Source organism: Asanoa hainanensis, from assembly GCF_900188485.1.
Taxonomy (GTDB): domain Bacteria; phylum Actinomycetota; class Actinomycetes; order Mycobacteriales; family Micromonosporaceae; genus Asanoa; species Asanoa hainanensis.
Genome location: NZ_FZPH01000005.1, coordinates 165,552 through 178,692, shown reverse-complemented (window position 1 = coordinate 178,692; position 13,141 = coordinate 165,552). Strand labels below are relative to the sequence as shown.

Below are 13,141 nucleotides of genomic sequence, written 5' to 3'. Positions count from 1 at the left end.
TTGCTCTGCACCCATATACGCATCACCCTGCGCCAGGGGTGATGCGTATATGGGTGCAGAGCAAAGCCTGCTGACGGCACAATGGCCGCCGTGCCTGTCGCCGCCCTGCGGGACGTCTGTCTCGACGCCACCGATGCGCTGATGCTCGGCCGTTTCTGGTCGGCAGCCCTCGGCGCGGCCTTCCACGACAACGGCGACAAGTCGTCGCATCTGGAGTACATCCGGCCCGGTGACCTGAGCATGTGGGTCGACCCGGTGCCCGAGCCGCGGACCGGCAAGACCCGGGTCCACCTCGACCTGCGGCTGCCCACCGCCGACCCCGCGCCCCTGGTCGCGGCCGGTGCGACCGTGGTGCGCGAGCCCGCCGCCAAACGCCCGTGGTGGGTGCTGGCCGATCCGGACGGCAACGAGTTCTGCGCGTTCCCGCCTCGGCCCGGCGCCGCTCCGGCCACCGTCGAGGTCTACGAGCTCGTCGTCGACTGCGTCGATTCGGCCGCACAGGCGGCCTGGTGGGCCTCGGTCCTGGGCGGGCGGGTCGACGTCGGCGCCAGCGGGTCCTCCTCGGTCGTCGGAGCGGCCGGCGTTCCCTGGGAGCGCTGGGTCTTCTGCCCCGTGCCCGAGCGTAAGACGGTCAAGAACCGGATGCACTGGGACGTCAACCTCACCGCCGCCGACCCGGGTGCGCTGGTCGCGGCCGGCGCGCGCGTGCTCCGGGAGCCCGACGACACGATCTCCTGGTGGATCATGGTCGATCCCGAGGGCAACGAGTTCTGCGCCTTCGCTCCCTAGGGCACCATTGACGCGTGCCCGACCCGCTGTCCGCCTTGATCGACCTGGTGGCCGAAGGTGGCGTCGCCGTGCTGAGCGGCGCCGGCCTGTCCACCGAATCCGGCATTCCCGACTACCGTGGCCCGACCGGGTCAGCGCGGAAGTTCGCGCCGATGACCTACCAGACCTTCACGCGCGACACGGCGGCCCGGCAGCGGTACTGGGCGCGCAGCTACGTCGGCTGGCGGGTGATCGGCCGGGCGGCGCCCAACGCCGGCCACCGCGCGGTCGCCGGGCTCCAGCGGGCCGGGCTGGTCTCGGCCGTGCTCACCCAGAACGTCGACGGCCTGCACCAGGCGGCCGGCGCCCGCGACGTGGTCGAGCTGCACGGCAGCATCGACCGGGTCGTCTGCCTCGACTGCGGCCAGACCACCGGCCGGGCCGAGCTCGACGCGCGGCTGCGAGCGGCCAACCCCGCGTTCGCCGCCCTCGCCGCGGCGATCAACCCGGACGGGGACGCCGATCTCGACGACGCCGCCGTCGAGGCGTTTCGGCCCGTCGACTGTGCCCGCTGCCGGACCGGCGTGCTCAAGCCCGACGTCGTGTTCTTCGGCGAGACCGTGCCGGCCGAGCGGGTCGACCGCTGTTTCGCCTCGGTGGCCGAGGCCAGGGCGCTGCTGGTGCTCGGCTCGTCGTTGACGGTGATGTCCGGCCGCCGGTTCGTGTTGCGCGCGGCCAAGCTGGGCGTCCCGGTCGCGATCGTCAACCAGGGACCGACCCGCGGCGACGCGTACGCGGCCGTCAAGGTCGATGCCCCGCTCGGCACCGTCCTGCCGGCCCTGGGCGACGCGCTGACCCTGGCTCAGTCGGGCAGGTCGAACGAGCCGTAGACGGCCCGGCCGGTCGGCCGGTAGACGTTGATCACGATGCCCGTGGCGGTGGTCCGGTGGTGTACCAGCTCCAACCCGGTGGGCAGGCCCAGCACGTCGAAGAGCCGGGCACCGTCGCCGACCACCACTGGCATGGTCAACAGGCGGTACTCGTCGACCAGGTCGTGGGACATCAGGTAGCGGGCGAGCTCGCCGCTGCCGTGCACCTGCAGCTCGCGGCCCGGCCGCTGCTTGAGCGTGGCCACCACGTCGGCGACCTCGTCGACGATCACCGTGGCCGGCTCCCACTCGGCGACGGTCAGCGAGCGCGAGGCGACGTACTTGTGCAGCTTGTTGAGCCGGCCGGCGATCGGGTGGTCCGGGTCGGTCACCGTCGGCCAGTACGACGCGAAGATCTCGTAGGTGCGGCGGCCCAGCAGGAACGCCTCGGCCCGGTCGTACACCTCGCCCATGAAGGTGTTCATGTCCTCGTCGGCGTAGGGGACCATCCAGCCGCCCCGGGCGAAGCCCCCGGTGGTGTCCTCGGTCGGCGCGCCGGGCGCCTGCATGACCCCGTCCACGGAGAGGAGCGTGGTCAACGTCAGCTCCATCGCCATGCTCCTTCCGGTCGGGTTCGCTCCCTTCGACCCTATTCTTCGTCGCACCTGGTGACGGAGCTAACGCGGACCGTTTGGGCGGCGATGGGGGACAATTCGGTTATGGGCGTACTGGTCACGGGGGCCACCGGAAACCTGGGTCGGGTGGTGTGCGAGAAGCTGCGGGAGTCGGGTCACGATGTGCGGGCGCTGAGCCGGCGGCCGCAGCCCGGCCAGTCCGTCCGCGGCGACCTGCGCACGGGTGAGGGCATCCCGGCCGCCGTCGCGGGCGTCAGCACGGTCGTGCACCTGGCCACCGCGCCCCGGGGCGACGTCGAGGCGACGTCCCGGCTGATCGCGGCGATCGGCCCCGGCGACACGCACCTGGTCTACACCTCGATCGTCGGCGTCGACCGGATCCCGCTCGCGTACTACACCGCCAAGGCCGAGTGCGAGCGGCTGATCGAGACCTCCGGGCTGCCGTTCACGATCCAGCGGGCCACCCAGTTCCACACCCTGATGTTGCGCTGGTTCCACGTGCAGCGCCGGATCCCGATGCCGTTGGTGTTCGCGCCCAGGTGCGACTTCCAGCCGATAGACGTGCACGACGTCGCCGACCGCCTGGTCGAGCACATCGACGCCGGGCCGCGGGAGCGGGTGCCGGACATCGGCGGCCCCGAGGTGCGCTCGGCCCGCTCGCTGGCCCAGTCCTACCTGGACATGTCCGGCCGGCACCGCCGGGTCGTCGGCGTGTCCCTGCCCGGCCGGGTCTACTCCGCCTTCCATGCCGGCGACCACCTGACCCCCGACCACGCGAGCCGGGGCCGGACCTTCGACGAGTTCCTGGCAGAGCGGTTCTAGACGGCCAGACCCAGCAGGCCGCGGTCAAGACCGATGACCAACGTGCCCGCGGCGTACGCGCAGGACAGCGCACGATGGTGCACGGGGATCGCGCGTACGCAGCGGCCGGTGGCCGGATCCCAGAGCCGCACCGTGCGGTCGAGGCTGGTCGACGCGACCAGCTGCCGCCCGGGACCGACCGGCAGCGCGCAGACCCCGGTCACCGCTGCCGTGTGCCCGGCCAGCACGTGGTGGGGTCGCCCGTCGGCCGGGTGCCAGAGCCGGACCGTGCCGTCCGCGCCACCGGAGACCAGCAGGTCGCGCTCGTCGGCGGTGACGGTGCCGAGCGCGTCGACCGCGTCGGTGTGCGCGAGCTGCTGCCAGCGGGTGCCGCCGTCGAGGTCCCAGAGCCGGACCGTGCCGTCCTTGTCGGCGGAGGCCAGCAGCTCCCGGCCGCCGAGCCGCACCGTGGTCAGCGCCGTGACCCAGCTGCGGTGGCCGAGCAGCACCCCGTACGGCGACCCGTCGCGGGGGTTCCACAGCCGCACCGTGTCGTCGTCGGCGCCCGTCGCCAGCAGCACCAGGCCGCCCGCGTTGACCGCGCAGATGGCGTTGACCCGCTCGTGGTGGTCGGCGAGCTCCGGGCCGGGGCTGCCGTCGCGCAGGTCCCACAGCCGCACCAGGTGGTCGTCGCCGCCGGTGGCGAGCAGCGGCGCGTCCGCGTCGGGCACCGCGCAGACCGACGTCACCGCGCCCTCCCGGACCGGCAGGCGGGCCAGCGCGGCGCCGTTGGCCGGGTCCCAGATCCGCACGGTGCCGTCGGTGCCGGTGGACGCCACCGCCGTGCCGCCGCGGAACGGCACCGGGCGCACGGCCGCCACCGGGCCCAGCCGGCCGCCGGCCAGCACCGACTCGGCCTGCCGGGTGACCGGATCCCAGAGCCGCACCGTGCCGTCGTCGCCCGCGGTCGCCAGCAGGTCGCGGTCGCGGACCCGCAGCGCGCACACCGCGCGGATCCAGCTCACGTCGCCGCGTGGGCTCGGCCGGGGCTCCCCGCTGCGGGCGTCCCAGAGGTGCAGCACGCCGCTCTCGTCGGTGGCGGTGAGCACCACCGTGCCGTCGACCTCGACCGTGCACAGGTCGGTCAGCGGGCCGGCCTGCGGGTCGATCGAGCTGAGCAGGTCGCCGGTCAGCGGGTTCCACAGCCGGACCACGCCGTCGTAGCCGGCCGACGCCAGCGCCACGCCGCCCCCGGCCCGCACCGCGCACAGCGTCCTGGCCCAGCCGTCGTGCGCGACCACCGCGGTCGTACACGCGCCGGTCACCGGGTCCCACAGCGCGATCACGCCGTCGAAACCGGTCGCCGCGACGAGGCCGTGCGGCCCGACCGGCAGGTGGGTGACCGCGGTGGCCCAGCCGCCGAACCCGGTGAGGGTGTGCACGAGCGTCCCGTCGGCGGGATTCCAGATCCGCACCGTCCGGTCGTCGCCCGCCGAGGCCAGCAGCGTCGCCGCGCCGGGGACGGGCACCGCGCAGAGGTTGCGGACCCAGTCGGAATGGCCGGTCAGGGTACGCAGGTGCGCGCCCGTGCCCGCGTGCCAGACGCTGATGGTGCCGTCGTCGCCGGCCGTGGCGAGCAGCGTGCCGTCCTGGGTCTGCACCGCCCACACGCCGCGTACGCCGTCGGCATCTCCGGCCAGCACCCGCTCCACCCGGCCGGTCACCGGGTCCCAGATCCGGACGGTCCCGTCGGCTCCGGCCGAGGCGAGGAAGTCGCGCCCGCCCATCGGCACCGCGCAGACGTCGTACACGGCGTCGGAGTGTCCTTCTAGGACGGTGCGCTCGAGCCGGGGCGGGGTGTGTGCCCAGCGGGCCCGGTAGGCGGCGTCCTCCATGACGGGCGCGTTGCCCAGCCGGTCGAGCCGGTCGACGACCGAGAACAGCGCCGCCCGCTCGGCCGGCGGCGCGTAGGCGGCGAGCGGGGTCCGGCGCAGCAGCTGGACCCGGGCCTGGCCCTCGCGGGTGTCGGCCACCTCGGCGGCGGAGAGCAGGCCGGCGAGATGGGCGTGCAGCACGTACGCGTCGTCGTTGAGCAACGTGTCGACCAGGCCGGCCCGGTCCGCGTGCCGGGGCAGCATGCCGAGCAGATAGTCCGGCGCGGAGGCCCAGCCGGCCGCGTGGCCGTGCCGGACCCAGGCGTAGAGCAGGTCGCGCTCATCGTCGGCCCGTGCCGCCGTGTTCGCGCGGGCGGCCAGCAGCGCGTCGTCGAGCGCTTGGTGCCGCAGCCGGTAGACATCGTCGTGCTCTCCTTGGCCGTGCTCGACCAGGAACGTGGTGCGTTGCGCGAAGGTGGCCAGGTCGTCGTCAGTGACGCGGCCGCCGAGGGCCTCGATCGCCACCCGCCAGAGCCGCAGCGGCAGGCCGGGCGGTTCGGCGAAGGACAACGCGGTCAGGGCCAGCCGGGCCGAGGTGGCGCCGGCGGGGGAGACGCCGCCGAGGTAGGCGTCCAGCGCCTCGGCCACCGACGCGGTGGACGGGACCCGGTGCGGGTCGACCGGCACGGCGTCGTTGCGCCCGTGCGCACCGGCGACCAGGCCGGCGACGAGGAAGTTGCCGCCGGCCAGCGTGGCGATCCGGCGGGCCACGGGCTCGGCCCGCTCGGCGTCCGCGTACGGGTTGTCGGCGCGCCCCTTGCTCTCCAGCCGCAGGGTGGCCATCGCGTGCGCGGCGAGGTCGGCGACGTTGACGTGCTCGGCCGAGTCGAGGTCGACGACGTCCGCGGCCGCCCCGAACGCGCCCAGCAGGTCGCCCTGCGCATCGGCCGGGCGGGTGCCGACCACGACCCGCACACCGAGCAGGTCGCCCTGCTCCGCCAGCGGCACGAGCACCGTGCGGACGAGCTCCCGGGCCTGCGTGGGCGAGGCGGCCTCGTCGAGCGCGTCGATCACCAGGTTGAACCGGTCGGGCCGGGTGGCGAGCCGCTCGCGCAGGTGCGGCAGCAGGTCGCCGGGCACGGCCGGCAGTGCCGCCGACGCCGCGACAGCGATCTCGGTGGCCACCGCGAGGGCGTCCTTGCCGGCGGCGTGCACGGCGCAGGCGACGCTGCCCCTCGCCGCGGTGTCACCTGGGTCGAGCCGGGCCGCGGCGGCGTCGGCGGCGGTCACGAGCCGGCCGAGCACGGCCGACTTGCCGACCCCGGGCGCGCCGGTGACCAGCAGCAGCCGGCCGTCGGGGCCGGGCCGGTCGAGCCAGTCGCCGACCACCCGCAGCACGGCGGCGCGACCCCGGAACGCGTCGGTGCGGGTCCAGCCCCAGGCGGCGCCGGCCCGCTCGCCGGCCGCGTCGAGCCGCCACCTGGCCAGCGCGCCGAGCTTGAGATCCGGCAGCGCGTCGGCGAGACCCGCGGCGCGACCGTCACCGCCGGCCGGGCCCGCGGTGGCCGCCTGCACCACCAGCCCGACCACTGCCTGGTAGTCGGGGGACCACAGCGGCGCGCCGGCGAATCCCGGCGCCAGCCCGGTGCTGACGAGCCGGACCTGGCCGGTGTCGAACGCGTCGCCGACGGTGCCCCGCGTCTCGCGGCCGGCCGGGTCGTGGTCCGGGAAGCCGAACGACCACCAGGGGCGGCCGGTGAGCTTGTCGAGCGGGGCGATCCGCACCCGGGCTGGCCGCACCGACTCGGGCACCGGGCCGTCGAGCGCGAGCAGGGCGAGGTCGGAGTCGCTGCTGTGGACCACCTGGCGTACCCGAGTGCGACCGGGCCCGGCCAGCGGAAAGCCGACCCAGAGCTCGTCGCGCGGCCGGACCAGCTGGGCGCAGGTGAGCACCCGGTCGGGCGCGACGACCACGCCCGCACCGATCGGCGTGGGGCTCTCCGCCGACCCGTGGATCGCCACGACCCAGGGGAAGCTCGGCGGTGCGGCCCTCATCGCTCCTCCCCGCGCCCGGCCCTGCGTGAATGGCTATCGTGCCTGGCCGGGTCGTTACTAGGCAATATCGGCCCCCCGCCGGCTCGTCCGAACGGTCGCGATGACGTTGCTTTTGGCCAGGGCTAATGGAGATCCACACCCGACAGTGATGTCGGATATCGGAAAACCGCTGGTGGACCTTGCTAGCACGTTGGGCGGCTGGGGAGAATCGGCTCGGTCCGAGCCCGCCGCCGAAGGAGCCCTGGCATGCCCGACGAGAAGCCGGTCACCTTCGCGATGCGCTGCATGCTGGTCATCCTGATGGCCGAGGCCAGGGAGCTGCCCAACGCGCGGATCGCCGACCGGGGTCTCGACCTGAAGAAGGAATACCGGGACCGGCTGGCCGACCGTGGGTGGATCACGGTGCGCAAGGTCGGGCGGGGATACAGCCTCGAGCTGACCGAGTCCGGCTGGGCCGAGGCGATCGGGCAACTGTCCGCCGACCCGCCGGCGGGTGCCGGGGCCGGGGGCGCCGCCCTTTATACCGTGCTCAACCGGCTGCGTGGCTTTCTCGACCGGTCCGACCTGGCTGCCTCCGAGCTCTTCGCCCCGGCACCGGACGACATCGACGTGCGCATTCGCAAGGCGTACGCGGAGATCGCCGTCAGCGCCGGTGAGCTGGTGTCGCTCGCGGCCCTCCGCCCGCGGCTGACCGGCGCGGAGCGGCCCGGTGTCGACGCCGCGCTCGTCGCGCTGAGCAGCGCCCCCGACGTGCGGATCATCCCGGAATCCAACCAGAAGACGCTCTCGGCGGCCCAGCGCGACGCCGCCGTGCGGATCGGCAACCAGGACAGGCACCTGATCGCCATTGGTGTGTGAACCCCATGAATGAGGTCGAGCGCAGGGCACTCAAGGCACTCCGGTTCAACTGGGCGCCGACGCCCGACGACGTGTGGCGGCAGCCGTCGTTCCACGTCGAAGGGCTGCACCGGGACGCGCTCCGGGTGATCCTCGACGGCGTCGACGACGCCGACCGCAGCACCGACTCGAGCCCCGTCGGTGTCGCGGTGCTCGGCCAGCGCGGCAGCGGCAAGACCCATCTGCTCGGCTCGGCGCGCGAGCACGTACAGGCCGGTGGTGGGTATTTCTTCCTGGTCAGCCTGTTGGAGGCCAGCGCGTTCTGGCGCAGCACCGCACTGTCCATCCTGGACGGCCTCAACCGCGAGACGGCCGAGCGGGAGAGCCAGCTGCGGACCTTCCTGCGCCGGCTGGCCGACCTGATCGGCGCGCCGCGGGCGGTGCGCCGGGCGGTGACCGGCGAGGCCGAGCTGACCCGGCCGATCCTGGACGCGTTCGTCGACCTGCTGCGCAAGCACAACCGCCAGGTCGGCATCGACTGCCAGGACACGGCGCGGGCTCTCGTGCTCCAAGCGGCCGAGAAGCTGGGTGACCAGGACGTCGGCTACGAGTTCCTGTGCTCCAACGACGAGCTCGAGCCCGGCCAGCGGGCCGCCTGGGGGATGCGCCGGGCGCGGAGGTCCGCGCAGGAGATCGTCCGCGACGTCTCGCGGCTGCTGGCCCTGACCGGCCCTACCGTCATCGCCGTCGACCAGATCGACCTGCTGATCAACCAGGCGGCCAAGTCGCTCGACGGCGAGACCCGCCTGGAGTGGCGCGCCGCGCTGCTGCTGGAGCAGATCGCGGGCGGCCTGATGGCGCTGCGCGAGACCACCCGCCGCACGCTGTCGGTCGTCGCCTGCCTCGACGAGTCGTGGGCGCTGGTCAAGACCCAGGCCACCGACACCGTGCAGGACCGGTTCCGGGAGGCGGTGCAGCTCCGCCAGATCGGCACCGCGGAGCTCGGCCGGGAGCTGATCGCCCGGCGGTTCGCGGAGCCGTTCGCCGACCAGGGCTTCGTGCCGGCGTACCCGACCTGGCCCGTCCGGGCGTCGGCGTTCGTCGAGGCGGTCCAGTTCACGCCGCGCGAGCTGCTGCGCACGATCGACACGCACGTACGCGGGTGCCTGCGCGACGAGACCGTACGGGAGATGTCGCGCCTGGTGCACGACGCGGTGGCTGCTCCCGCGGGGCTCACGGAGGAACCGACCACGGACGACGAGCTCGCCGCGGTGGACGCCCGGTTCGCGGCGCTGCTCGGTGCCGCCGACCCTGCGGAGGCGCTCGACCCGGCCACCGAGGACGCTGCCGTGCCCGCGCTGCTCGAGGCGGGTCTGACCGCGTGGATCGGCGCGCGCGGGGGTTCGGGGGAGCTGTTCGGGCTCGACCCGCACCCGGGCAACAAGCCGGCCCTGCACGCGCGACTGCGGCGCAGCCTCGACGAACGCACCGAGGACGAAGAACATTGGGCGTTCCGGGTGATCGGCGCCCGCCACCCGATCGCGGCCCTCAACCGCATCCGCAACGCCAGCACGGCCGCGGGCCTGACCGAGGGCGTCGCGAAGCGCAAGCTGTTCTTCCTGCGCAACGAGCCGTGGTCGGGCGGTGCGCGGACGACCGAGGTGATCGAGACGTTCAGCCGGGCGGGCGGGCGCACGCTGGCGTTTCCGTCCAGCGACGTGGTCGTCCTGGTCGCGCTGCGGCAGTTGCTGCGTGAGCGCGGCTACGAGACCCTGCGGCCCTGGTTCGTCAGTCGGCGGCCGGCGGACCGGATCGCGTTCTTGGCCGAGGCACTGGCGGGCGCGGACGCGCCCGCTCCTACGCCGGCTGGCGCTCCGCCGGCTCCGGCTGTTTCCGCCGGTCCGGAGCGGTTTGGCCCGGAGCGGCTGGCTGGGCCCGCCGGTCCGGATCGGCCTGGTCCGGAGCGGCTGGCTGGGCCCGTGGGTTCGGATCGGCCGGCCGGTCCGCCGTCTGCGGTCAGTCGGGCGAGGCAGGCGGGGCTGTCCCTGGTGGGCGGCACGGCGGTGCCGGTCGCGTCAGCGACCGATGACAGCCCAGCGGTGCGCGGCCTGTCGGCGGTCCCGGATGCCCCGGAAGCGCCTGGTGGCGCTGGGGCGCCCGGCGGACCGGTCGTGCCCGGCGACGCCTCGGCGCCGGGTGGCCCGGCTGCGCCGGTCGATTCGGCCGTGCCTGGCGGCCCGGGGGTGCGCGGTGGCTCGGCGGTGCCGGGCGGCCCGGGAATGAGCGGTGGGCCGGCGGCGCGCGGTGGCCCGGCGGCGCCGGGCGGCCCTACGGTGCTGGACGGTTCTGCGGTGCCTGGCGGCGCGGCGGCGCAGGGCGGTTCGGCCGTGCCTGGCGGCCCGGCAGCGCCCGGGGGACCGGTCGTGCTGGGTGGGCCCGTGGTGCCTGGCGGCCCGGCGGCACGGGGTGGTTCGGCCGTGCCTGGCGGTCCGGCGGCGCAGGGCGGCTCGGCCGTGCCGGGTCACCCGGCGGCGCAGGGCGGCTCGGCTGTGCCTGGCGGACCGGCTGTGCCTGGTGCCCCGGGCGCGCATGGTGGGCCCGCGGTGCCCGGCGGGCCGGCGGCGTCAGATGGCCAGGCGGCTCCCGGTAGCTGGGCGGCGCGGGCCGGTGCGGCGGTTCCGGGCGACCCGGCTGGCTCCCGAACTCCGGACGAGCCGGCGGCTTCCGGCAGTTGGATGGCGCGCGCCGGTGCCTTTTTGCGAGGTGCGCCGGCGGTGCGGGACGGTTCGCCCCCACCGGACGAGCCTGCGGTTCCCGGTAGTTGGGCGGCGCGGGCCGGTGCGACCGCCCCGAGCGACCCGGCCGGCTCTCCTACGCCGGACGAGCCGGCGGCTCCCGGTAGCTGGGCGGCGCGCGCCGGTGCGGCTGCACGAGGTGTACCGGCGGCGCGGGACGGTTCGGACCCCACCGACGAGCCGGCGGTTCCGGGCAGTTGGGCGGCGCGGGCCAGTGCGACCGCGCCGAGCGGTCCGGGGGTGCGCGACGGCTCGGCCGCTCCAGGTGGGCCGGCGGCTCCGGGAAGCTGGGCGGCGCGGGACGGTGCGGCGGCGCACGGCGGACCGGTGGCGCCCGGTGGTCACGCGGCGGCGACGGTGGCGGGCGGGCCCGTCGACCCCGCGCCGACGCTGGCTACGGTGCGGCGGCTGCCGGTGCGCGTACCCCGTGAGGATCGGGATCCTGGTTCCGTGATGCTCGGGCAGTCGGTCCAGGACGGCCGGTCGGTGTCGGTCGAGCTGGCGGCGCTGCGTCGGCACGCGGCGATCTTCGCCGGGTCCGGGTCGGGGAAGACCGTGCTGATCCGGCGGCTGGTCGAGGAGTGCGCGCTGCGTGGCGTGTCGTCGATCGTGCTGGATCCCAACAACGACCTCGCGCGGCTCGGTGACCCGTGGCCCCAGCCGCCGGCCGCCTGGGACGAGCTCGAGGTCGCGCGGGCAGAGGCGTACCACCGGAGCACCGATGTCGTGGTCTGGACCCCGCGGCGGACCGCGGGGCGGCCGCTGAGCTTCCGGCCGCTGCCGGACTTCGCCGGCATCCTCGACGACCCGGACGCGTTCGCCGCCGGCGTCGACGCCGCGGTGGCCTCACTCGCGCCGCGGGCCAACGTCGACGGCGCGTCCACGAAGGCGCGCATCGGCAATGCGGTGTTGCGGGAGGCGCTGACCGCGTACGCCCGTGGTGGTGGCAGTGATCTTCGCGAGTTCGTCCTGTATCTCACCCGCCTGCCGGCGCGCGTCAGCCAGCTCGACAACGCGCCGAAGGTCGCCAACGAGCTCGGCCAACTGCTGCGCGCGACGATGGTCAGCGACCCGCTGTTCGGCGGTGACGGCGCCCCACTCGACCCGGGTGAGCTGCTGAAGCCGGCGCCGGGCTACCGGGCGAGGATCTCGGTGATCAGCTTCATCGGCCTGCCCGACGACGGTCAGCGGCAGAGCTTCGTCAACCAGCTACAGCTGGCCCTGTTCGCCTGGATCAAGCGCCACCCGGCCGGCGACCGCCCACTCGGCGGCCTGCTGGTGATGGACGAGGCGCAGACCCTGGCCCCGTCCGGCGCGATGACGGCGTGCACCCAGAGCACGCTGGCGCTGGCGTCGCAGGCCCGCAAGTACGGGCTCGGGCTCGTGTTCGCGACCCAGGCGCCGAAGGGCCTGCACAACCGGATACCCGGCAACGCGGCGACACAACTGTTCGGCCTGCTCAACAGCCCGACCCAGATCGAGGCGGCGAAGGAGATGGCGCGGGCCAAGGGCAGCGACATCTCCGACGTGGCGCGGCTGCGCCCGGGCGTCTTCTACGCCGCCGTCGACGGTGCCGGCTTCGCCAAGATGCGGGCGCCGCTGTGCCTGAGCCACCACCCGGCCAGCCCGCTCACCGTCGAAGAGGTCATCGCCCGCGCCCAGGACGTCGACGATGACGACGACGAGTAATTCGCTTTCCTGAGTGACGATTTCGATCTACATTTATTGACGTACGAGCGACCCCCAGACAACGACGGACAGGACGACACCATGATGCGGCCCGCGATCTACAAAGACGCAGACGCGAGTGGCTTGTGGCTGTGCCGACTCGCCCTGGATAGGTGGCCCAGCTAGCTCTGGCCAGCGCTGACGCCGCCTATCCCGACCCGGGACAGGCGGCTTTTTCGTTCCCGCTTCTCTTTCGCACGTGCCGGTGGCACGGCGCTATTCAGCATGCATTTCTTCGCTTTTTCACAGACGGGAGGCGTTCCCATGTTCCTCAACTCCCGCGCGGCGCGTCCCGGCTGGCCCGACGGCCCGCAGACGCTCAAGCCGCCGCGCTGACCCGCGCGGCGGGTGCGCCCGCACGGCGGGTCGCACCCGCCTCAGGTGGTCGCGAACGCCACACACGGGATACGATCCCGGCGCCGGTCCCGCCGGCGCGGGGCCGTAGCTCAGCCGGTTAGAGCAGGGGACTCATAATCCCTCGGTCGCGGGTTCGAGCCCCGCCGGCCCCACAAATCCCTGCCCAGACCCTGTCCGCTTCGCGGCCAGGGTCTGGGTGGGGATTTGTCATTCCTATTCCGGGGGCGACCCCCGGAGACCCCACGGTTCGGCGGGCGCGGTCCGCGTGGGCGCGAGGTAGACCCCAACGCTCGCGTTGGGTCTACCTCGCCTGCCGGCATCCGGGTCGTTGGTCGATGGATCAACTGCCTGCGGTCGCGGGTTCGAACCCCGCTGGCTCCACTACGTTTCGGCCAGGTCCTGTTCGCGGAAGGCGCGAACCG

7 protein-coding genes and 1 tRNA gene are annotated in these 13,141 nt (G+C 74.3%); 6 read left to right on the top strand and 2 right to left on the bottom strand.

Going from position 1 to position 13,141, the window contains the following annotated elements:
* The first annotated feature begins 90 nt into the window (after nt 1-90).
* Together CHC05_RS14810 and CHC05_RS14805 are read left to right on the top strand one after the other, a co-directional pair.
* Entirely contained in the window at nt 91-789 is a 699-nt protein-coding gene (locus CHC05_RS14810; RefSeq protein WP_218824549.1) for a VOC family protein, read from the top strand.
* Between the two features lie 14 nt (nt 790-803).
* Complete coding sequence (locus CHC05_RS14805; protein WP_089249008.1) at nt 804-1,658, top strand: NAD-dependent protein deacetylase; 855 nt, start codon at nt 804-806, stop codon at nt 1,656-1,658.
* Here the strand turns inward: CHC05_RS14805 and CHC05_RS14800 are convergent.
* Complete coding sequence (locus CHC05_RS14800; protein WP_089249006.1) at nt 1,631-2,248, bottom strand: dihydrofolate reductase family protein; 618 nt, start codon at nt 2,246-2,248, stop codon at nt 1,631-1,633. The two genes, CHC05_RS14805 and CHC05_RS14800, sit on opposite strands and share 28 nt — an antisense overlap.
* 108 nt (nt 2,249-2,356) lie before the next feature.
* Here CHC05_RS14800 and CHC05_RS14795 point away from each other — a divergent pair, with 108 nt between their 5' ends.
* The gene (locus CHC05_RS14795) at nt 2,357-3,094 is read left to right on the top strand and encodes an SDR family oxidoreductase (RefSeq protein WP_218824548.1); all 738 of its coding nucleotides are present in this window, start codon (nt 2,357-2,359) and stop codon (nt 3,092-3,094) included.
* Here CHC05_RS14795 and CHC05_RS14790 read toward each other — a convergent pair.
* A complete protein-coding gene (locus CHC05_RS14790; protein ID WP_089249002.1) occupies nt 3,091-7,002 on the bottom strand; it encodes a hypothetical protein in 3,912 nt (1,303 codons plus the stop codon). The genes CHC05_RS14795 and CHC05_RS14790 overlap by 4 nt on opposite strands.
* Nucleotides 7,003-7,248: 246 nt before the next feature.
* Here CHC05_RS14790 and CHC05_RS14785 point away from each other — a divergent pair, with 246 nt between their 5' ends.
* From CHC05_RS14785 to CHC05_RS14775, 3 genes are all read left to right on the top strand, one after another.
* Nucleotides 7,249-7,860, top strand: a complete 612-nt coding sequence (locus CHC05_RS14785) for a hypothetical protein (protein WP_089249000.1) — start codon at nt 7,249-7,251, stop codon at nt 7,858-7,860.
* A 5-nt stretch (nt 7,861-7,865) separates the two neighbouring features.
* Entirely contained in the window at nt 7,866-12,323 is a 4,458-nt protein-coding gene (locus tag CHC05_RS43275; RefSeq protein WP_245870853.1) for a helicase HerA domain-containing protein, read from the top strand.
* Between the two features lie 474 nt (nt 12,324-12,797).
* A tRNA-Ile gene (locus tag CHC05_RS14775) sits at nt 12,798-12,871 on the top strand.
* Nucleotides 12,872-13,141: the final 270 nt, after the last annotated feature.